Annotated in this window: 20 protein-coding genes; 12 read left to right on the top strand and 8 right to left on the bottom strand. The window is 71.6% G+C overall.

Annotated features, from left to right (window positions below):
- Window positions 1-88: 88 nt before the first annotated feature.
- From EEJ42_RS01335 to EEJ42_RS01325, 3 genes are all read right to left on the bottom strand, one after another.
- Window positions 89-1,297, bottom strand: a complete 1,209-nt coding sequence (locus EEJ42_RS01335; RefSeq protein ID WP_123098201.1) for a lycopene cyclase family protein — start codon at window positions 1,295-1,297, stop codon at window positions 89-91.
- A 35-nt stretch (window positions 1,298-1,332) separates the two neighbouring features.
- Window positions 1,333-1,815, bottom strand: coding sequence for a sortase (locus EEJ42_RS01330; RefSeq protein ID WP_123098200.1), 483 nt, complete (start codon window positions 1,813-1,815; stop codon window positions 1,333-1,335).
- A gap of 240 nt (window positions 1,816-2,055) precedes the next feature.
- Window positions 2,056-2,625, bottom strand: a complete 570-nt coding sequence (locus EEJ42_RS01325) for a TetR/AcrR family transcriptional regulator (RefSeq protein ID WP_123098199.1) — start codon at window positions 2,623-2,625, stop codon at window positions 2,056-2,058.
- A 76-nt stretch (window positions 2,626-2,701) separates the two neighbouring features.
- Between EEJ42_RS01325 and EEJ42_RS01320 the strand changes: the two genes are divergently transcribed.
- The 9 genes from EEJ42_RS01320 (at window position 2,702) to EEJ42_RS01280 (ending at window position 10,687) form a co-directional block, all read left to right on the top strand.
- Window positions 2,702-3,193: an FBP domain-containing protein gene (locus tag EEJ42_RS01320; protein WP_123098198.1), complete on the top strand. Its 492-nt coding sequence runs from the start codon at window positions 2,702-2,704 to the stop codon at window positions 3,191-3,193.
- A 108-nt stretch (window positions 3,194-3,301) separates the two neighbouring features.
- Entirely contained in the window at window positions 3,302-3,940 is a 639-nt protein-coding gene (locus EEJ42_RS01315; protein ID WP_123098197.1) for a response regulator transcription factor, read from the top strand.
- 10 nt (window positions 3,941-3,950) lie between these two features.
- Window positions 3,951-5,369: an ATP-binding protein gene (locus tag EEJ42_RS01310; protein WP_123098196.1), complete on the top strand. Its 1,419-nt coding sequence runs from the start codon at window positions 3,951-3,953 to the stop codon at window positions 5,367-5,369.
- A gap of 115 nt (window positions 5,370-5,484) precedes the next feature.
- Complete coding sequence (locus tag EEJ42_RS01305) at window positions 5,485-6,639, top strand: acyl-CoA dehydrogenase family protein (protein WP_123098195.1); 1,155 nt, start codon at window positions 5,485-5,487, stop codon at window positions 6,637-6,639.
- Between the two features lie 54 nt (window positions 6,640-6,693).
- Window positions 6,694-7,062, top strand: coding sequence for a hypothetical protein (locus EEJ42_RS01300; protein ID WP_123098194.1), 369 nt, complete (start codon window positions 6,694-6,696; stop codon window positions 7,060-7,062).
- The gene (locus EEJ42_RS01295; RefSeq protein ID WP_123098193.1) at window positions 7,059-7,814 is read left to right on the top strand and encodes an SDR family NAD(P)-dependent oxidoreductase; all 756 of its coding nucleotides are present in this window, start codon (window positions 7,059-7,061) and stop codon (window positions 7,812-7,814) included. The genes EEJ42_RS01300 and EEJ42_RS01295 overlap by 4 nt, the downstream gene beginning before the upstream one ends.
- A 34-nt stretch (window positions 7,815-7,848) precedes the next feature.
- Window positions 7,849-8,346: a flavin reductase gene (locus EEJ42_RS01290; protein WP_246095946.1), complete on the top strand. Its 498-nt coding sequence runs from the start codon at window positions 7,849-7,851 to the stop codon at window positions 8,344-8,346.
- A gap of 75 nt (window positions 8,347-8,421) precedes the next feature.
- Window positions 8,422-9,897 (top strand): DUF1996 domain-containing protein, encoded by a 1,476-nt coding sequence (locus tag EEJ42_RS01285; protein WP_123098192.1) that lies wholly within the window; start codon window positions 8,422-8,424, stop codon window positions 9,895-9,897.
- Window positions 9,898-10,033: 136 nt separating this feature from the next.
- Window positions 10,034-10,687, top strand: a complete 654-nt coding sequence (locus EEJ42_RS01280; RefSeq protein WP_123098205.1) for a TetR/AcrR family transcriptional regulator — start codon at window positions 10,034-10,036, stop codon at window positions 10,685-10,687.
- Between the two features lie 22 nt (window positions 10,688-10,709).
- Here the strand turns inward: EEJ42_RS01280 and EEJ42_RS01275 are convergent, their stop codons facing one another.
- The 5 genes from EEJ42_RS01275 to EEJ42_RS01255 are packed head-to-tail and all read right to left on the bottom strand — an operon-like array spanning window position 10,710 to window position 15,691.
- Window positions 10,710-11,585 (bottom strand): branched-chain amino acid aminotransferase, encoded by an 876-nt coding sequence (locus tag EEJ42_RS01275; protein ID WP_123098191.1) that lies wholly within the window; start codon window positions 11,583-11,585, stop codon window positions 10,710-10,712.
- The gene (locus EEJ42_RS01270) at window positions 11,582-12,844 is read right to left on the bottom strand and encodes an ATP-grasp domain-containing protein (RefSeq protein ID WP_246095945.1); all 1,263 of its coding nucleotides are present in this window, start codon (window positions 12,842-12,844) and stop codon (window positions 11,582-11,584) included. Before EEJ42_RS01270 ends, EEJ42_RS01275 begins: the two co-directional genes overlap by 4 nt.
- Window positions 12,841-13,848, bottom strand: coding sequence for a DMT family transporter (locus tag EEJ42_RS52180; protein ID WP_246095944.1), 1,008 nt, complete (start codon window positions 13,846-13,848; stop codon window positions 12,841-12,843). Before EEJ42_RS52180 ends, EEJ42_RS01270 begins: the two co-directional genes overlap by 4 nt.
- Window positions 13,845-15,113 carry a DUF6421 family protein gene (locus EEJ42_RS01260; protein WP_123098188.1) on the bottom strand — a complete coding sequence of 423 codons (1,269 nt, stop codon included), beginning with the start codon at window positions 15,111-15,113 and terminating at the stop codon, window positions 13,845-13,847. Before EEJ42_RS01260 ends, EEJ42_RS52180 begins: the two co-directional genes overlap by 4 nt.
- Window positions 15,110-15,691 carry a type 2 periplasmic-binding domain-containing protein gene (locus EEJ42_RS01255; protein WP_123098187.1) on the bottom strand — a complete coding sequence of 194 codons (582 nt, stop codon included), beginning with the start codon at window positions 15,689-15,691 and terminating at the stop codon, window positions 15,110-15,112. The genes EEJ42_RS01260 and EEJ42_RS01255 overlap by 4 nt, the downstream gene beginning before the upstream one ends.
- Before the next feature lie 342 nt (window positions 15,692-16,033).
- On the opposite strand from EEJ42_RS01255, the gene EEJ42_RS01250 reads away from it, so the two are divergent.
- The 3 genes from EEJ42_RS01250 to EEJ42_RS01240 are packed head-to-tail and all read left to right on the top strand — an operon-like array spanning window position 16,034 to window position 19,454.
- Window positions 16,034-16,537, top strand: coding sequence for a hypothetical protein (locus EEJ42_RS01250; RefSeq protein ID WP_184502875.1), 504 nt, complete (start codon window positions 16,034-16,036; stop codon window positions 16,535-16,537).
- Window positions 16,507-17,931 carry a hypothetical protein gene (locus tag EEJ42_RS01245; protein WP_123098185.1) on the top strand — a complete coding sequence of 475 codons (1,425 nt, stop codon included), beginning with the start codon at window positions 16,507-16,509 and terminating at the stop codon, window positions 17,929-17,931. The genes EEJ42_RS01250 and EEJ42_RS01245 overlap by 31 nt, the downstream gene beginning before the upstream one ends.
- Window positions 17,928-19,454 (top strand): vWA domain-containing protein, encoded by a 1,527-nt coding sequence (locus EEJ42_RS01240; RefSeq protein ID WP_123098184.1) that lies wholly within the window; start codon window positions 17,928-17,930, stop codon window positions 19,452-19,454. The genes EEJ42_RS01245 and EEJ42_RS01240 overlap by 4 nt, the downstream gene beginning before the upstream one ends.
- Window positions 19,455-19,480 lie beyond the last annotated feature (26 nt).

The following is a 19,480-nucleotide window of genomic DNA, read 5'->3' as shown; positions in this document are numbered from 1 at the left end:
CATCCGGCCGGTACCCGGGCCCGGCCCGCCGCCACCGGCAGCACCTCGGCCCGCCGGTCCCGCCCCCGCCGGGCCGCCGCCGCGGGCATCACCGCTCCCGCCTCAGCGGGGCGTGTCCGATGCCGGTCCGCCGCCGGAGCCAGGGCAGTTCGGCCACCGTCCGCAGCATGGGCGCCACCGGTGTCCGCACACCGACCATGACGTCCTCCGCCGGACCGGTGCGGCCGTCGAGGAAGCGCAGCAGACGCTCGGCGGGGACGTGGCGGAAGAGACCGGTGAAGACATCGGCCCCGGCCACACGCCCGGTGGCCAGGGCGCGCAGCATCGCCGCGTCCATGGCGAGCGCGCGGGCCGGATACGGGGCGGGCGGCACCGGGTGGCGGCCCGCGGCGAAGGCCGCCGCCACCGCATGGGACTGCCGCCGCACCGCGGCGAAGGTGTAGCCGGTGGCCGGGCGGGTGGCGCCGCCCGCGGTGCCGATCCGGAACACGGCGGCGCCGGCGCGGCGGGGGAAGCGGCCGTCGGTCATGGGGATGACGCCCTGCTCGGTGGAGAGCACCCGGAAGGGCGGCAGCCGCAGCACGGCCCCGGTGTAGTGGCGCAGGGCCGCGTCGTACGCGGCGTCGTCCAGCACGGCGGGCGAGAACTCGGTGTACTCCACCAGCGCCTCACGGTCGCTCAGCGGCAGCACATAGCCGAACGACAGGCCCCGGTCCGGTTGCGGGGTGCGGAAGTCCATCAGCTCGGCCACCGCGGGGTCCAGGGCCGGGGCGTCGCAGCGGACGAACCAGCCGCGGAAGTGCTGGAGCAGCGTCGTACGAGCCGGTGGCAGGGCGGCCGCCGGGCGGGAGTCGAACGCCCACCGGGCGCGCCAGACCACCGGGCGGCCCTCGGAGCACACGCCCCGTACCACGGCGCCGCCCGCGTCGTCGCGCACCTCGTCCACCACCGCCTCGACCCGCCGCACCGAGGGCGCCGCGTCGAGCCGGTCGGCCACCCAGCGCTCGAAGTCGCGCGACCGCAGCATCTTGTAGACGAAGGGCGCCAGCTCGCGGTCCACCGGGCGGCCGTCGGTTCCGTGCACCCTGACCCGGCTCCAGCGGGCGGCGAGTGCCCCGTCGAACTCACCGCCCGGCTCCTCCCACCAGCACCAGGTCCGTTCCGGCGGTCGCAGTGGCCCGTCCGGCGCCCCGACCAGCAGGACGCGGGGCGGGGAGGGCAGGGTGGCGAGCCGGTGGGCCAGCGTCAGACCGGCCGCGCCCGCGCCGACGACGGCCACCTCCGCGTCCCACGCCACCGCCCGTTTCCCGCGATCCGGTGTGAAGGGCGGGGCTAGCGCCGGACGCTCCGGTGGCGGCGCATCATCAGCACACCTCCGGCGGTGACGGCCAGGACGGTGGCACCGAGGAGGGTCGGCTTGTTGTCGCCGACCGCGGCAGGCCCGAAACCGGCGTCGACCCCGCCACTGGGGTGGCTGCGCCTGACGTCGACCGTGTCCGTGATCTTGATGCTCGGCGGGCACTTCACGATGACGTCGTGGCTACCGGACGCGGCACCCTTCGGGATCCGGAAGTGGCCGGTGAGCACACCCTTGTGGCCGTCGTCGAGCAGGTGGAACTCGTCTCCGCCCGCGGTGCCCTTGCCATAGGTCACGTCCGAGCCGCAGGCGGTCGTACTGACGGTGACCGTGGACCCCGGAGCGCCCTTCTTCGGGCTGATGCGGAGCTCCGAGTCATCGGCGGCGGCGGCCGGGCCCTGGAGCGCGAGGGCACAGAGAACCAGGCCGATGCCTGCACCGGCGGGTACGTAACGCATGAAGATCCTCCAACGGAGCAGTGGCCGTCGTGATCACACGGCACCTGTGAGGTGTTCCGCTCTCGAGACAACCGACAGTCCGCCACCGCCGCAACACCAAGCGTCACCCCGGCGAGGTCAGGGGCACCGCTTTGCTTGATCGTTTACGCAGGTCACCGGAGCGAGGGCCACCACGGAGCGGGGCCGACCGGAGGGGAGCGAATGGGCGATGCGCGCGCGTCCGGAGTGGTCGGTGTGCGATCAGGGCGCGGGCCAGTTGCGCAGCAGGGCGTCGAGCGCGTCCAGGGTCCGGGACCAGGATTCCGCCGAATCGGGGGAGCTGTGGCTGAACCCGCCCGCCAACTCCAGGCTGACGAAGCCGTGGAAGACGCTGCCGAGCAGCCGCACCGCGTGCGTCTGGTCCGGCTCGGTCAGGTCGTAGCCGCGCAGGATCGCCCGCGTCATCTGCGCGTGCCTGCCACCGGCGCTCGCGGCCGCCGCCTCCGGGTCCAGCCTGAACTGGGCCGCGGCGTAGCGGCCGGGGTGCTCGCGGGCGTAGTCGCGGTAAACGTGTCCGAAGGCGATCAGGGCGTCCTTCCCGGCCCGCCCGGCCAGGGCATCGGCGGCCCGGTCGGCGAGTTCCTCCAGGGCGAGCAGGGCGATCCTGGTCTTGAGGTCGCGGGAGTTCTTCAGGTGCGAGTACAGGCTCGCGACCTTGACGTCGAACCGCCTGGCCAGCTCCGATACGGTCACCTGGTCGAAGCCGACCTCGTCGGCCAGTTCCGCCCCGGCCCGGGTCAGCCGTTCCGCGGTCAGCCCTGCGTATGCCATGCCCTGCCCTGCCCCTCCGTCGACAGAGACCATTATTCGTTTGCCTAAGACCTTTAGGCAACTTAGCCTCCCGGTCATGAAGCCGCTGACCGAGCAAGAGATCCGTGCCGCCTTCGTCAACTGCACCAAGGGCGAGGCGAAGCGCCTGTCCGTACCGCGCGATCTGGCCGCCAAGCCCTGGGACGACCTGGACTACCTCGGCTGGCGAGATCCCCAGGCCTACGACCGCGCCTACCTCGTCACCCTGCTCGACGACCGCCCGCGGGCCCTCGCCCTGCGCTGCCCCACCCCCGCCTCCTGGCAGACGCAGCGCGGCATGTGCTCGCTCTGTCTGACCTCCCCCGCCGACGGCGTCTCCCTGATGGTCGCGCCGAAGGCGGGGAAGGCCAGACAGCAGGGCAACTCCGTCGGCACCTACATATGCAGCGACCTCGCCTGCTCGCTGTACGTACGCGGCAAGAAGGACGCGGGCGCGGGCGCTCGGCTCCACGAGTCGCTCACCCTGGAGGAGAAGATCGAGCGGACCACGGCCAACGTCGCCGCGTTCCTCGCCAAGGTGATGGCCTGACCCCGGGGGACCCCGGAACCGGCGGCCGACCCGCACGTCCACGGCACGGTTTACGCTCCTTGCGAGACCAACCGCCGGGAGGGAGCACATGCGCATCGGGGCCGGGCGATGAGTGCGGACGCCACCACACACACCCTCGTGTACATCCTCGACGACGACGAGGAGCTGAGCGAGTCGCTCGCCTGGCTCCTGGAGTCGGTCGGCATCCGCTCGGAGCGCTTCCAGGACGCCCGGGCCTTTCTGCGGTCCTACGACCGCGACCGGCCCGCCTGTCTGATCCTGGACGTCCGCATGCCCGAACTCAGCGGCTTCGACGTCCAGCAGCTGCTGAACGAGACGGGCGCACCGCTGCCCGTGGTGTTCGTCTCCGCGCACGGCGACATCCGGATGTCAGTGCGCGCCATGCAGAACGGCGCCGTGGACTTCCTGGAGAAGCCGTACGACCCGCAGCACATGCTCGACGTCGTACAGGCCGCCCTGCGCACCGCGCGGGAGCGGTTCGAGCGCGCCGCGGTCGAGAGCGACCTGCGCGCCAAGCTGGACGGCCTGACCTCGCGCGAGCGGGAAGTGCTCGGGCTGGCCGTCGACGGCATGGCGAACAAGCAGATCGCGACGCGGCTCGGCATCAGCGCCAAGACCATCGACGTACACCGGGCCCGGATCCGGGAGAAGACCGGTGCGCAGAGCATGGCCACGCTCGTCCGCGATGTGCTCCGGCTGGGGCTGCGGCCCGCCGCCGACCGCTGAAAGGCACTCCATGAGCAGCCCCGTCGAACCGGCCGACTTCCAGGCGCTGATGCAGTCCCTGAAGTACTGCGTGCTGCTGCACGACGCCCACACCTACGAGATCCTCTGGGCGAACCGGGCGGCCTGCGACCTGCTCGGCTGGTCCGTGGACGAGCTGAAGCCGCTCAAGGCGCCGGACATGAGCAAGAACGCCCGCCAGTACGGGCGCGAACTCGGCCTCCGCTGGCTCCGGCGTGCCGTCGAGGACGGGGTCAGCGCCACCGAGTGGTGCTACCGGTCCAAGACCGGCGAGGAGACCCTCACCGAGGCGATCGCGATCCGCGTCGACCTGCCGGGGCGGACGGTGGTGATGGTCCAGTTCCGGGACATCGCCGAGGAGAAGGCGGTACGCCGCGACCTTTTCCGCACCGAGAGCAGGCTGCGCACCTTCCTGGGCAGCCTCGCCGAGGGCATCGTCGTCCTCGACGACGGGGACCGGGTCGTCTTCGCGAGCGAGTCGGCCGTCCGGCTCCTCGGCGACGGCCTCCGCGGCGCGGACTTCGCCGACTACTGCCACGACGGGCCCGTACCCGCAGCCGGAGAGGGGCGCTACCGGTTCGCGGCGCCCGGCGACGTACCCCGCTGGTACGCGTCGACCTGCCAGCACATCGAGATCGAGAGCGATCTGCGCGGCCGGATGCTCCTCTTCTACGACATCACCGACCGGGTCCGCGCGGAGGAAGAGCACCGCCGCGAAACCCAGCACCTCGACCACCTGGCCCGGTACAACGCCATGGGCGACATGGCGATGGCGATCGCCCACGAGGTGAGCCAGCCGCTCGCGGCCGCCTACAACTTCGTCGAGGGAGCGCGCGGCCGCCTCGCCACCGGGGACACCTCCGTGGCCTTCGGGCTGGACAACGCCGCCCGGCAGATCGAGCGGGCGCGCCGGATCCTGGGCAGCCTGCGGAGCTACGTGGGCCGCCTGGAACCGTCCGAGCGGCTCACCGACCTGGGCGCCATCGTGCGCGACTGCGCGTACTTCATCGAGCTGCGGGCCCAGGAACACTCGGTGGCCGTCGCGCTCGACCTCACCGACGAGCCACTGCCGGTGCGCTGCGAGAACGTACTGATCGGGCAGGTCGTCATGAACCTCGCCTTCAACGCCGTCGACGAGATGGCGCGGTGCCCGCTCGCCGAGCGCAGGGTGCGCGTCGCCACGCGCCTGATGGAGGACGGGGCCGCCGAGCTGTCCGTCACCGACTGGGGAAACGGTCTGCCGCCCGGCGACCGCATCTTCGACGGTGTCTTCACGTCCAAGGAGAACGGCAGCGGCATCGGCCTGGCGCTGAGCCACCGCATCATCACACGCCACGGCGGCCGGATCGAGGCCACCCCGAACCAGCCGCACGGCGCGGTCTTCCGGTTCACGCTGCCCGCGGGCGCGTAGGGGAATTCCCCTACGCAACGCCGCCGAATCCCCAATGGCCGACGGCCCGTTGGCGGGCGTAGCGTCGTCGCCAGGCGGGAGAGGGAACCGCCGGGCAACGCGAGGAGCATCTCCCATGACCCATGCAACTCCCATCACCCAGTCGCCGGATTCCCCGGACCCGACCCGGATCGACGACGTGCTGACCGTGGTGGCCGAACGGCGACTGGAATTCGAGGAGAAGCGGCACATCCCACGGGATGTGATCGATGTGTTCAAGCGCGCGGGCCTCTACCGGGCGAGCACCCCGAAGCGATTCGGCGGCGACCCCCTGCCGCCCGCACGATTCCTCTCGCTCATCGAGCGGATATCGGCCGTCGACGGCTCCGCAGGATGGGTCGCCAGTTTCGGCTCGTCCCTCGTCTACCTGGCCGCGCTGCCACTGGAGACCCAGGCCGAGCTGTACGCCGACGGGCCCGATGTGGTCTTCGCGGGCGGGCTGTTCCCGGTGCAGACCGCCGAGCGCGTGGAGGGCGGCTACCGGGTCCGCGGCCGGTGGAAGTTCGCCAGCGGCTGCCCGGGCGCGGACGTCCTCGGCGTGGGCATCAAGGCCGGTGAGGACGCCACCGGCCGACCCCTGACCGCGGTGCTGCGTCCCGGGCAGGTACGGATCGCCGACAACTGGAACGTGGTCGGCCTGCGCGGCACCGGCAGCCACGACCTGGTGGTGGACGGCGCCGTCGTCCCCGAGGAGTGGACGTTCGTCCGCGGCGGCGAGCCCACCGTGGACGAGCCGCTGTACCGCTACCCGACCGTCCCGTACGCCGCCCAGGTCCTGGCCGTCGTCGGCCTCGGCGTCGCCCGTGCCGCGCTCGACCAGGCCATCGCCGCAGGGGGCCGCGCGAGCTACACCGGCGCACCCCGGCCCGCCGACCGCGCCACCTACCGCATCGCCGTCGGCCAGGCCGAAGCCCAACTCCGGTCCGCGCGGGCCTTCTTCTACGAGGCCACCGAGGAGACCTGGGAAACGGTGGTGGCGGGCGGCCCCGCGACGGCCCGGCAGACCGGTCTGCTGCGGCTGGCCGCCGCCCATCTCGCGAAGACCTCCTTCGAGGTCGTACGGGCCGCGTACCAGCTCGGCGGCATTGCCGCCATCGCCGACGACAGCCCCATGCAGCGCTATCTGCGCGACGCCTCCGTGGTCCCGCAGCACGCCTTCCTCCAGGAGGGCATGTACGACGGCGCCGGGGCCGTGCTCATGGGCGTTCAGCCCTTCCCCGGCTTCCTGTGAACGCCCGCCCCTTCCGATTTCTCCGAACCGATTTTCCGAAAGGCAAGAACCCTCATGCCGGATTCCCCCTCGGCGCCCCTGCGGGTGCTCTTCTGCATCGGTGTCAACCAGAACTTCTTCGACCTGCCCACCGGCCAGGGCAAGGCGGTCTGGGACGGCTTCATGACCATGCTCACGCGACTGCGCGAGCTGCCCGGGGTGACCGTCCTGGGCACCATGGACGACGACCAGCACATGGTCGGCCCGTCCGGCTCGTGGCCCTGGACCTCGTACCTCCTCGCCGATGTGGTCGACCAGCCGACGGTCGCCGCCGCCTGCAACCTCTTCCGCACCGTCCAGGTCGGCGAGCACGGGTTGTGGCGCTACATGCAGATCGAGGCGCGCATCGGCCGTCCCCTGCCGGAGCCGGAGGCTACCCGATGACCACCACGACCCCCGCCCGGGTCGCGCTCGTCACGGGCGCGGCCCGCGGGCTGGGCGCGTGCATCGCGGGCAGGCTGTACGGCGCGGGCTACCGCGTCGCCCTGACCGACCTGGACGAGGCGGCCGTCGTCGCGGCCGCGGCGGATCTCGACCCGGACGGGCGGAACGCCATCGGCCTCGGCCTGGACGTACGTGACAAGGACGCCTTCGTCCGCGTCCGCGACCAGCTCGTCGAACGCTGGGACGCCGTCCACGTCCTGGTCAACAACGCCGGGTACTCGAAGGTCGAGCCGCTGATGGAGATCACCCCCGACAGCTTCGGCTCGGTCGTGTCGTCCAACCTCGACGGCACGTTCTTCGGCTGCCAGGTCTTCGGCGCCTACTTCGCCGGGCGCGGCTACGGCCGCATCGTCAACATCGCCTCCCTCGCCGGTCAGAACGGCGGCTCGGCCACGGGCGGCCACTACGCGGCGGCCAAGGGCGCGGTGACCACCCTGACCAAGGTCTTCGCCCGCGAACTCGGCCCGCAGGGGGTGACGGTCAACGCGATCGCCCCGGGACCACAGGATCTGCCCGTCGTACGCGAGCTGGTGCCCCCGGACCAGCTCGCCCGGATCGAGGAATCCATCCCCGTGGGCCGCCTGGGACGGCCCGAGTTCGTCGCGGACATGGCCGTGCTGCTCGCCGCGGACCACGCGGACGCGGTCACCGGAGCGTGCTGGGACGCCAACGGCGGCCTGTACATGCGCTGATGGCCGGACACGACACGAGAGGAGCGGTATCGCCGTGACCCCCAGCCAGGCCGATTTCCGGGAGGCGATGGCGCACCTCCCGGCGGCCGTCAACATCCTGACGACGGACGGCCCGAACGGCCGCTGCGGCATCACCGTGAGCGCCGTCTGCTCCGTCACCGACGACCCGCCGACCGTCCTGGTGTGCGTCAACCGCCGCAGCGCCATGCACGACGTGTTCCGGGCCAACGGCCGGGTCTGCGTGAACGTCCTCGGAGGCGAACAGCAGGATCTCGCGCTGCACTTCGCCGGTGCCACGAAGGTGGCGATGGCGGAGCGCTTCACCTGGGACATCTGGGACCACACCCAGGAGGTGCCGGTCCTCAAGGACGCCCTGGTGACCGCGATCGGCACCATCACGGACGCGATCCCGATGGGCACCCACAGCGTCCTCTTCGCCACCATCGACCGCATCACCACCCGTGCGGGCGGCCAGAGCCTGGTCTACTTCAACCGGGCGTTCCACCGGATCGACGCCGGATCGGCGGCCTGATCCACCCCGCTGCCCGGGCCCGGTCGCATGGCTATACCCTTCCGTCGAACGCGTCCGACATGACTAAGGAGTTCCATGCGACGCAACACGCGTAGACGGTCGAAGGTTGCGAGACGGGCGATCGTCGCCACTGCCGCACTGGCCCTGGGGGCGGGCGGACTGGTGACGGTCAACATGTACGCCTCGGCCGACGCGGGCGACTCGCAGCAGAGTGACACCCGCGGCCGGGAGTTATCCGCCCGAGCCTCCACCATCGACTGTCCCGACGTCGGCCAGCGCCTGAGCGCGGTTCCGCAGCGGGCCAGGGCCGAGGTGGACCGGGAGCTGGCCCTGCTGGACAAGCAGGTCGCCGAGGCGTACCAGCGGCTGGCCGGTTCCCAGCGGGCGATCCAGCAGGATGCCAACTTCGCACAGAACGCGATCATGGGTCCGCTGAAGGACAAGCGCACGGCGGCCATCGACCGCATCTCGATCGCCATCGGCAGGGTGGCCGCCACCCCGCAGGGCCTGGACGGGCTCGCCACCTGCACGCTCAAGGCCTCCGGCAACCAGGGCGGCGCTGGCCAGGGCGGCGGTCAGGGCGGCGGTCAGGGTGAGAACCAGGGTGGCAACCAGGGCGGCAACCAGGGCCAGAACGGCAACGGCCCGGTGGCCGCGGACTTCGTGGACATCACCACCGTCAAGCCCAACGCGCGCACACCGCGCCCGGCGCGGAACGCCTCCAAGGGCCTCTTCACCACCAAGTGCGGCGTCAACGCCAACAAGCTCTACAACACCGACAACGTCATCGTCGCCCCGGGCGTGTCCAACGGGGCACACCACACGCACGACTACGTCGGCAACCAGGCCAACAACGCCTTCGCCGACAACAACACCTTCGCCCGTGGCCGCACCACCTGCCAGAACCAGGGCGACAAGTCGACCTACTACTGGCCGGTGCTGCGTCTTCAGGACGGCACCCGGGAGTTCGACGCGGACCGGCAGGGCGGTGGCGCCGAGGGCAACACCGGCCGCATCCTGACGGCCAAGAAGGTCACCCTGGAGTACGCGGGCAACCCGCGCGGCAAGGTCGTGGCGATGCCCAGGTTCCTGCGCATCATCACCGGCGACGCCAAGGCCTTCAGCAACGGGACGGCGAACGCCAACGCCTCCTGGAGCTGCACCGGCTTCGAGGACCGGCAGCTGAAGGACAAGTACCCGATCTGTCCGCAGGGCAGCGACGTGGTGCGTACGGCGAAGTTCCAGAGCTGCTGGGACGGCAAGAACGCCGACAGCGCCAACCACCGCTCCCACGTGGCATTCACGGACGCCGACGGCCGCTGTCCCAAGGGCTTCGTGGCGATTCCGCAGCTGGTGCAGCGCCTGGTCTACGACGTGGACGCGCCCAGTCTGAAGGACAACGGGAAGACCCGGCCGTTCTTCGCCGTGGACGGTTTCCCGGAGCAGTTGCACAAGCCGGTCACCGACCACGGGGACTTCATCAACGTCTTCGACGAGCGGGTGATGAAGCAGATGGTGCGGTGTATCAACACCGGACGCACCTGCCGCTGAGGCGGAGCGCCCTGCCGACGGCCGTACGCCACACCGCCGGCAGGGCGCGCACGGCCGCCCGGAGCGACACCGGGTATGCTTTAAAGCAAGGGATTGATTTAAGGCGGTGTGTGCGGAGCGGAATAGGGTGGTGATGATGACGGCCAGGACGAGGCAGGACGAACGGGTCAGCGCGACACGGGAGGCGCTGCTGACGGCGGCGGAGCGGCTGTTCGCCGAGCACGGCGTGCACGCGGTCGCCAACCGCCAGATCAGCGCGGCCGCAGGACAGGGCAACAACGCCGCGGTCAACTACCACTTCGGCACCAAGACCGACCTGGTCCGCGCGATCGTCCGCCGGCACGCCGAGCAGATGGAGCGGATCCGCGCGGGGATGCTGGCCGACATCGGCGACTCCACCGAGCTGCGGGACTGGGTGGCCTGTGCGGTCCGGCCGACCACCGAACACCTGGCGGAGCTGGGCCATCCCAGCTGGTACGCGCGGTTCATCGCCCAGGTCACGGCCGACCCTGCGCTCCAGGCGGTCACCACCGAGGAGGCCTTCGCCGCCGCCCCGTCGCTGCACCCGTTGCAGGACGGGGTGAACCGCTGCCTGCCCGACCTGCCCGACGAGGTGTACGCGGAGCGCGGCGCCATGACACGTCACCTCATCACGCAGATGACCGCCGAGAGGGAGCGCGCCCTCGCCGACGCCGCCCCCACCTCCCGTACGACGTGGCACGACACCGCCACCGGGCTCATCGACGCGATCGTCGCCCTGTGGCAGGCCCCGGTCACCCGGGAGCCGTGACCGGGGCCATCGCTTCCGGACCCTAGGGCGTGCGCACCAGACGGGCGTACGCCTCGGCCAGCGCCGACGTCACCTTGCCGACGCCGTACCGGTGGCCGTCCACCGCGCGGACCGGCTGCACCTCGTAGGCGGTGCCGGTGAGGAACACCTCGTCGGCGTCGGCCAGGGCGTCCGGCTCCAGGGGGCGCTCATGGACCGGGATGCCGAGGTCATGGGCGAGGCCGATGACGGTCTGGCGGGTGATGCCGTTGAGGAAGGTGTCGGGGACGGGGGTGTGCAGGGCGCCGTCGATGACGAGGAAGAGGTTGGCGCCGGTGGCCTCGGCCAGCAGCCCCCGGTGGTCCAGCAGCAGCGCGTCGTCGTAACCGGCGGCCTCGGCCTCGTCACGGGCGAGGGTGCAGATGTTGTACAGCGATGCCGCCTTGGCGTGCACCGGCGCGGTGTCGGGCGCCGGGCGGCGCCAGCGGGAGGTGCCGAGGCGGATGCCCTCCTCCTGGGTCGCGTCCCCGAAGAGCCGCGGCCACTCCCAGGTGGCGATGGCGACGTGGACGCGGTTGCCCGTACTGGACACGCTGAGCTGCTCGCCGCCCCGCCAGGCCACGGGCCGGACGTATCCGTCGGTGATGCCCTGCCTGCGGACGAGTTCCCTGCCGGCCTCGGCGAGTTCGGGCACCCCGAACGGGATGGCGAAGCCCAGGGCGCGTGCGGAGGTGTGCAGCCGCTCGGCGTGCTCGGTGAGTTTGAAGATGGCGCCGTCGTAGACGCGCATCCCCTCGAAGACGCCACCGCCGTAGTGCAGCCCGTGGGAGAGGACGTGCAGGGTCGCGTCGCGCCAGGGCACGAAGGCGCCGTCGTACCAGATGACGCCGTCACGGTCGTCGAAGGGGAGGGAGGTCATCGGCCACCTTCCGGGGCGTACTCGATGCGGATGGCGGTCTCCAGCGCGCGGTGGAACTCCTCGGCCTCGGCGGTGGTGGCGTGCCGGGACAGGACGAACGCCGGGTATCCGGTGAAGTCCGGGTAGGGGCGCACCACGTCGCCGGGGAAGAGCATCTGCACGATGTGGTCCACCCGGGGGTCGGCGCGCAGCTCGTCCAGGCCGTGGATCGCGGTGATCCGCCCCGAACCGCCGCACGGCACGATGTAGTTGGCCGCCGCGCCCGTGGCGGCGGGCGGGCGAGCGGAATCGAAGGAACGTGGCGGCAGCCCGGCGGCGATGCGCAGCGCGTCCGCGGCGAAGTCCCGCCCGGTGACGTTCCGGACGATGTACTCCGAGACCCCCGAACCGCCGATGCGGGCCCCCAGCTCCAGCAGGTACGGCCGGTCGCCGCGCAGCCGCAGTTCGGTGTGGGTGGGCCCGTCGGCGATGCCGAGGGCCGCGTGTGCGGCGGTGACTTCGTGCCGGATGGCGTCCCGTACCGCCTCGGGCAGGACGGCCGGGGCGCGGTAGACGCTCTCCTCGAAGTAGGGGCCCTCGGGCTCGCCCTTGTAGCCGATGCTGCACACCGTCACCTCACCGCGGTGGGCGAGGGATTCCACGGCGAATTCGGGCCCGTCGAGATACTCCTCCACGATCAGGCCCCGGGCCTCGCCCAGCTTGCCGCGGCAGACCTGCCCCACCTCCTCGACCACGGCCTTCAGCTCGTCCGGGTGTTCCGCTTTGGTGACGCCGAGGCTGGAGAAGCCGTGCGCGGGCTTGACCACGACGGGAAAGTCCAGGTGCGCGGCCTCCTCCCAGGCGGAGGGGTCCTTCAGGCCCACGAAGCGGGGCACGTTGAGCCCCGCCGCGGCCAGCCGTTCCCGCATCACCCGCTTGTCCTGCGCGCCGAGCGCCGCGTCCCGCCCGATGCCGGGCAGCCCGAGGAGTTCGGCGGCCTCCGCGACGAACGGCACGGCCGGGTCGTACAGGGTGCAGATGCCCTGGAACGGAGTGGCCTCGTGCACCTGCCGCAGCGTGGCCAGCGCTCCCGCGCGGTCCCCGTCGATGTCCAGGCGCAGCACGTCGGCCACGGCCGGGGGCAGCCGGTCCGCGGTCACGGTCTCGTCGGGGCGGGGGACCAGGATGAGGCGGATGCCCGCGCGCTCGGCGCTGTCGAAGACCCAGGGCAGCGTCGTCCGCTGGTACACCAGGACGACGCGGGGCTGCTGTGTGCTCACGATGTTCCTCGTATCTGTGGTACTCCGGCTCCTTCGCCGGTGTCGTCGGTCGTGCCGGACCCGGTGGCCGGGGTCTGCGCCCGGCGGGAGCCGCCCACCGTCAGCCACACCCCGGCCGAGCAGGCGACGATCAGGACGAGCACCAGCGGACCGGGCGCGCCCGCCCACCCCAGCGCCCATTCACCGAGGCGGATCAGGAACGGCACCACCAGGGCCACGGCGGAGGTGTGCAGCGGGCCCTTGCGCAGGATGAGTTCGTGCGAGATGAGGAAGACCGGGGCGGTGAGCCCCGCGCCGAGCAGCGCCACCCCGCCCCAGTCGGCCGCCGTGACGCCGCCCATCGGCACGAAGACGGCCGTCGTCAGCCCCAGCATGACGGCGCCCGCCCCGGTGATGGCGGGCAGCGCCGCCAGCGGTGAGATGTCGGCCATGCGCTGCCGGTAGACATAGCCGTAGAGCGCGTACGTGAACGTGCCGCCCAGCGCCAGCAGGACACCGGCCGACAGGGTGGCCCCGTCCGCCGCCGCGTCGCCGCCCGCCCCGTCCGCCACCGCGTAACCGCACGCCGCGGCCACCGCGAGCAGGGTGCCGCACACCTTGCGGACGGTCCCGCGCTCGCCGAAGGCCACGATGCCGATGACGAACGTCACGCACGGCAGCAGCGAGACGATCAGGCCCACCCGGGAGGCGCCGATCCGGCCGATGCCGAGCAACGTACCGGAGTAGTACGCGAAGAACCCCAGGAACGCCAGCAGCACGAACCCGCCCGGGCGGCCGAACCCCTTCCGCACATCCGGCCAGCTGCGCGGGCGGAGCGCGGCGATCGCCGAGATGGCCAGGAAGCTGGCCGCCGTACGGCCGCTCGCCACGGCGAGCGCGGGAACACCGTCGACCAGCCGGGCCGACATCAGCCAGCCCGCGGCGAGCAGCAGCACCATGAGCACCGACAGGGCGGGCACCACCAGCGGGCCGCCCCCTCGGCGCGGCTCGGGGTCGCCCCTCACCACTGCGCGAGGCCGAACGTCAGTGGCGGCAGCCGGTCCAGGCTCTGCTTGGCACGCAGCAGCACCCGCTGGTCCTCGGTGAACCGGTAGCGCTGCTTGGCCTCCCCGGCGGGCAGATAGGTGCGTACCAGGGCCTTGGCGGCGGCCCGGTACTCGTCGTCGGTGGTGACCTCGGACTCCAGCTTCTCGACCGTGGTGACGTAGTCCCGCAGCGCGGTCACGGTGGCGTCCCGGTCCAGGCGCAGCAGCCCGCCGTCACGTACGGAACCGGTCAGCGCGCCCCGCTCGCGCAGCCAGGAGTAGAGGAAGACACCGGTGCCGGAGTCGAAGTTGCGGGTGGCATCGTCGGCCTGCGGGTAGCGGAAGACACGTTCCAGCAGAATCATGGCGATCTGCTCCTCGGCGTACGGGACTTCGCCGTCGGCGCAGGACAGCGCGGTCTTCGCGTCCACCTTGATCTCTTCGAGCAGGCCGACGAACCAGTTCATCTTGAGCGAGATGTGTTCGTCGAACGGCCACAGCCCCTGGTAGTGCATGCGGTCGTGCAGATAGCCCCACAGGGCACGGGCCTCGTAGCACACGTCCGGGGCCAGCCCGGTGGAGGCGCGGGGTATGGAGTCCGGGGTCAGGACGGCCGCCGCGCCCGGGAGCGCGTAGGTCGCGTGGATGGCGCGCATCTTGTTGAAGAAGAACATGGCGTACGGCTGGTCGGTGATCTTGTCGTGGGCGGCCACGTTCTCCGGGAAGACCACCAGGCAGTTGCCGTGGGCGAAGCCGTCGCTGCCGGTGATGAGGATCAGGGACTGGCAGTTGTTCTTGGGGTGCGGGTGGGTGACGGCCAGGCCGGGCAGCGCGTCGGGCTCCTTGCGCAGCGCGTAGAAGCAGTCCAGCCGCTTGCCGACGGGCGGCGCGCTGTTGGTGGTCTGGAGCGGCGCGAGGAAGAAGACCACGCCCCCGTCCTCGGGCGGGCGCAGCGCGTCCCGGGAGCGGGCGAAGTGGGGCGGGGTGTCCAGCCCGGCGTCCAGCCACCCGGCGACGTCGGCGTCCAGGGCGTCGGCCTGGTGCCCCAGCCCGTTGCGCCGGTACCAGGCGCACGCCTCGTCCTTGATCCGGGTGAGCAGCGCAACGTCGTCCGCCGTGGGGGCGGTGACCGTGCCGTCGTCGGCCTGGCGCGCCCGGAAGCGGTTGACCTGCGGTATGAGCGATTCCGTCAGGGGCCGCGCCTCGGCCAGGTGCGCGGGGCTCAGGGGTGCCTGGGCGGTCACAGCGACACCGCCCCCGCAGCCAGCGGCTCCCCGGCCCCGGCGTCCACGCTCAGGACCTGGTGGACGGTGAAGACCATGGGGACCGGGCCGAAGTCGCGGAGGACCCGCAGTCCGTGCCGCTCGGCGGCCACGATCGTGGTGATGCAGCCCTCGACCTTCCCGGCGGCGCAGTCGATGGCGGCCTGCGAGTTGCTGAGCACCTCGTGGACCTCGGCCGAGTCGGGGACGAGCCCCCTGGGTGCCGGATGTGAGGCGACGGTGGCGGGGACCGGCGTTCCCGCGGAGGCGAGCACCATGTTGTGCGTCGGCATGATGAAGCTGTCCACCATCCGTAACCGGTGGAGGTTGCCGAAGACCAGGGTGTGCAGGGCCGGGTAGACGGCGCAGGCGGTCAGGGCGTGCTGCCCGTCGGCCGGTACGGCTTCCAGGGCCGATTCGATGGAGGAATGCAGATGAACCGTTCCCTCAACGCCGCGTCTGCGCAGCCATTCGTGTGAGGCGGCCTCCAAGTTGGTCCCGTGCGGACCGAGTGTGTGCAGGTTGCGGACACGGTCCGGCCCGGCATGGATATGCCGCATGGTCTCCCCATGTTCTGTTCTTGTTCTGGTGGTTCCCGATCGGCTTCGACGGGTGCTTCGTTGAAGCTGAGAGGATGAAAACAGGAGCAAACGGCAATAAACAAGGGTTTTCTGTAAAACATTCCACATGGCGAGATCCGATGCCTGTTCGAGGATGTTATTCGGCCAACTGGTCCTCCAGGTAACGGAACTAGATATTCCGCCTCTCGCCGATCCCTCTCCCCGGCTCCCTCTGCCCCGCCTCCTCCGCTCCGAGGGGCGTTGTCAGTGGGCGCACGTATGTTCATTCGTGCCGCGCCGCTGTGGTGCGGAACTACCCCTGTGTGCAGAGGAGATGGCGCGTTGTCCGATTGGGAGAGGTCGAGTACGGCGCGGGTGATCCCGTCCGCACGGCCGCGCAAGCTCGCCAAGGTCCCGTTCGTCGAATTGGCCGACGGACGCCTCCAGGGCGTGGTGTCCAGCGGCTCGGACATCGGGCGGGTCTATGTCTCGTCCGTCGCGGCCGGTACGTACGCGTTCGCTTGCAGCACCAACAACAACCGCCCCTGCGGGGGCGCGCGCGGCTCGTACTGCAAGCACATCATGGCCCTGATCAGCGAGGCGGTGCTCCAGTACGGCGCCGAGCGCGTCGCCCGCTATCTGAAGGTCGAGACCGCGGACGGGCAGCCCACCGCGCTGTCCATCGCCGCAGATATGACCGACACCCATCCTTCGCAGGCGGGCTCCCAGGCCGCCGCGGCGGTCTTCAGCCGCTTCCTGCGCCATCTGACCTACCTCGAACTGGCCCCGGTCACCGCGCCGTTGCCGGAGATGCAGTGGTTCCCGTCGACCAGGGCGGTGGCCTGATGCGCGCCGATCTGCTCGCCGAACCCATTGCCGACCTCGACTCGGCCCTGGCCGCCGTCGACGCCTTCGACCAGGCACTCGTCACCGGTCTGCTCCGCCCCCAGCTCGGCCGGGCCACCGGCCTGACGGATCTCGCCCAGGCCGTCGCGGGCACGCCGCTGGCCGCCCGGGTCGCCGAGGCGGCGGAGAAGGCGGCGGCCGGAGCGGCGGGCGAGGACCACTTCGTCGCCCTCGCCGCCGCCCGCACCGCACTGCTGGGGTCCGTCCACGACGCGCTGATGACCCGGATCGAGGAGGCGACCGCCCGGCCCCGCGCCGAGGAGACCGCCACTCTCCCTGCGCCCGGCGGGCAGGAAGCGGTGAACCTGCGCGCCGCCGCCCGTTCCTGGCTGTCCGACCTGGCGCGCTCCGGATGGCAGGGCATCGACCACGACGTGGTCTCCGGGGCGGCGCAGATCGTCTCCGCCATGCTTCCGGACCCGGCCCTGCGGCGCCTGGCGACGCTCCTCGACGGCTTCGCCGCCGAACTCGCCGCGTCCTGCCCCGGCGCCGCCCTGGACCGCGTCCCGGCGCGCCGATGGGCGGACCTGTGGGCGCGGGCGCTGCTGCTGACGCTGCCCGGTGCGGCCGACGCACCCGCGACCGGCGCGGTCACCGGCCGTCTCCTGCCCCTCGGCGTCGATGTGCAGGAACACGCGACGGCGGCACAGGCCCAGGTCCACGCGGTGTTCGAGCCCGCCGACGGCGGGGCACCCCGCCTGGTGCGCGCCAGCGTGTCGGTCCCCAAGCCCGATACGGTCGTCGGCGTCGGCGTCTGGCAGCTGCTGCGGCCGCACATGTCGCTCCTGGCGGCCGTCAGCGAGGGCCGCTCGATGGATCTCACCGACATGCCGGTCACTGCCGAGGGCGACCTGCTCTGGAGCGACGCGTACGCACGTCAGGGCGAGCCCGCCGACCCCTTCGCCACCGCCCGCGTCGCCCTGCCCACCGCCGCCGACGCACCGACCGTGCCCCTGGACCGGCATCCGGCGCGCATCGCCGTCCCCGTCTTCCTGGAGCGCTACGACTCCCAGAAGGGTGACGACGCGCTGACGTTCACCGTCGCCGGACACCCTCTCGCCGTCGACACCGACCGCATTCCGACCGCCGGTCCGCTCACCCCCGAGACCGTCGTGGGGTCGAGCGCCTGCATCGGGCTGCTCCGCTGGGACGCCGGGGCGTATCGCGTCCAGCCCCTGGCCGTCGAGAAGACGGTGCGGAAGAAGGCGGTCGTCCTGCACGCCGGGGGATGGGCCGGGGGTACGACCGACAAGGCCGGAGTCAAGGCCGAGAAGGCCGCCACCGAAGCGGTGGCCGCGCTGCGGGAACGGGCCGGGAGGCTGCTGCGGACATGACGGAGCACACCACCGAACACACCGACCCGCACACCACCGAGCACACCGACCGACAGGCCACCGAGCACACCGACCACACCGACTCGCACGCGGCTCATGACAACCGCCGTCAGGTCCTGTACTGGCGGCTGCTCGCCCGTCTCTTCGACGCCGAGGAGCAGGCCACCCTGGAATCGGCGAGCCTCGCCGTCGTGGAGGACATCGGACTGCCGTCCGCCCTGCTGGACCCCCAGGCCTCCGTCGACTCGATCGTGCAGCGCCACCCGGAGCTGGCCGCCGAGTTCGACGGTCTGATGGCGATCGACCCCGGCGACGACGGAGGACGCGACCGGGCCGCCGAGGTACGGCGCGCGGCGCTCGCCTCGAAGGTCCTGCTCAACGTCTTCGCCCGCGGCTCCGGCACGGTCACCGCCGGACAGCTGGCGCGCTGGCAGTCCGACGCGGGCTGGCTGGAGCGCGCCCTGGGCTGCAAGCCCGGCGAGCTGCGCGGGGGCCGCTCGGCCGGGAATTCCGGCGGGCACCCCGGTGGCTCTTCCGCCGGGCAGTCCGGCGGAAGGGCGGCGGGCGGGCCGGGCGTCAGCCCGACCGGCACCGGCGGCCCGGGCGTGACGCCCGACCTCAGCCGGCTCATCCCGGAGATCGGCCCGGAGCTGGGCGCACTGGAGGCCGACCTGGTCAAGCGGATGCGTCTGCGCGAGGTGCTGGCCGACCCCCAGCTCGCCGCGCAGCTGACCCCGAGCATGTCGCTCATCGAGCAGCTGCTGCGGGACAAGGACAACCTCTCGGGCGTGGCCCTGGCCAACGCCAAGGCGCTGATCCGCCGCTTCGTCGACGAGGTCGCCGAGGTGCTGCGCACCCAGGTGGAGAAGGCGACGGTCGGCGCCTTGGACCGCTCCGTCCCGCCCAAGCGGGTGTTCCGCAACCTCGACCTCGACCGCACGATCTGGAAGAACCTCACCAACTGGAGCCCGGAGGAGGAGCGGCTGTACGTCGACCGCCTCTACTACCGGCACACCGCCCGCAAGACGACGCCGCAGCGGCTGATCGTCGTCGTGGACCAGTCGGGCTCGATGGTCGACTCGATGGTGAACTGCACCATCCTGGCGTCCATCTTCGCCGGGCTCCCCAAGGTGGATGTCCACCTGATCGCGTACGACACCCAGGCGCTCGACCTGACGCCGTGGGTCCACGACCCCTTCGAGACGCTGCTGCGCACCAACCTCGGGGGCGGCACCGACGGCACGGTCGCCATGGCACTGGCCCAGCCGAAGATCGCCGAGCCTCGCAACACCGTCGTGGTGTGGATCTCCGACTTCTACGAATGGCGGAGCGAGCCGCTGTTCGAGAGCATGGCCGCCATTCACCGCTCGGGGGCCAAGTTCATCCCGGTCGGCTCGGTGACCAGCTCCGGACGCGGCAGCGTCAACCCGTGGTTCCGGGAGCGCTTCAAGGATCTCGGTGCGCCGGTGCTCTCCGGCCACATCCGCAAGCTCGTCCACGAACTCAAGACGTTTCTCGCCTAGTTCGCCGCTCACTGAGTTTCCCGCTC

This window comes from Streptomyces botrytidirepellens, from assembly GCF_003721215.1.
GTDB lineage: Bacteria > Actinomycetota > Actinomycetes > Streptomycetales > Streptomycetaceae > Streptomyces > Streptomyces himastatinicus.
Note: the sequence above shows the minus strand (reverse complement) of the source record. Positions and strands in the feature narration are given on the sequence as shown.

Coding starts and splice junctions, on each gene's coding strand:
- EEJ42_RS01255 (WP_123098187.1), bottom strand. CDS start 15,691: ATGCGGCATATCCATGCCGGGCCGGACCGTGTCCGCAACCTGCACACA.
- EEJ42_RS01285 (WP_123098192.1), top strand. CDS start 8,422: ATGCGACGCAACACGCGTAGACGGTCGAAGGTTGCGAGACGGGCGATC.
- EEJ42_RS01330 (WP_123098200.1), bottom strand. CDS start 1,815: ATGCGTTACGTACCCGCCGGTGCAGGCATCGGCCTGGTTCTCTGTGCC.
- EEJ42_RS01295 (WP_123098193.1), top strand. CDS start 7,059: ATGACCACCACGACCCCCGCCCGGGTCGCGCTCGTCACGGGCGCGGCC.
- EEJ42_RS01305 (WP_123098195.1), top strand. CDS start 5,485: ATGACCCATGCAACTCCCATCACCCAGTCGCCGGATTCCCCGGACCCG.
- EEJ42_RS01310 (WP_123098196.1), top strand. CDS start 3,951: ATGAGCAGCCCCGTCGAACCGGCCGACTTCCAGGCGCTGATGCAGTCC.
- EEJ42_RS01315 (WP_123098197.1), top strand. CDS start 3,302: ATGAGTGCGGACGCCACCACACACACCCTCGTGTACATCCTCGACGAC.
- EEJ42_RS01240 (WP_123098184.1), top strand. CDS start 17,928: ATGACGGAGCACACCACCGAACACACCGACCCGCACACCACCGAGCAC.
- EEJ42_RS01300 (WP_123098194.1), top strand. CDS start 6,694: ATGCCGGATTCCCCCTCGGCGCCCCTGCGGGTGCTCTTCTGCATCGGT.
- EEJ42_RS01280 (WP_123098205.1), top strand. CDS start 10,034: ATGACGGCCAGGACGAGGCAGGACGAACGGGTCAGCGCGACACGGGAG.
- EEJ42_RS01320 (WP_123098198.1), top strand. CDS start 2,702: ATGAAGCCGCTGACCGAGCAAGAGATCCGTGCCGCCTTCGTCAACTGC.
- EEJ42_RS01275 (WP_123098191.1), bottom strand. CDS start 11,585: ATGACCTCCCTCCCCTTCGACGACCGTGACGGCGTCATCTGGTACGAC.
- EEJ42_RS01325 (WP_123098199.1), bottom strand. CDS start 2,625: ATGGCATACGCAGGGCTGACCGCGGAACGGCTGACCCGGGCCGGGGCG.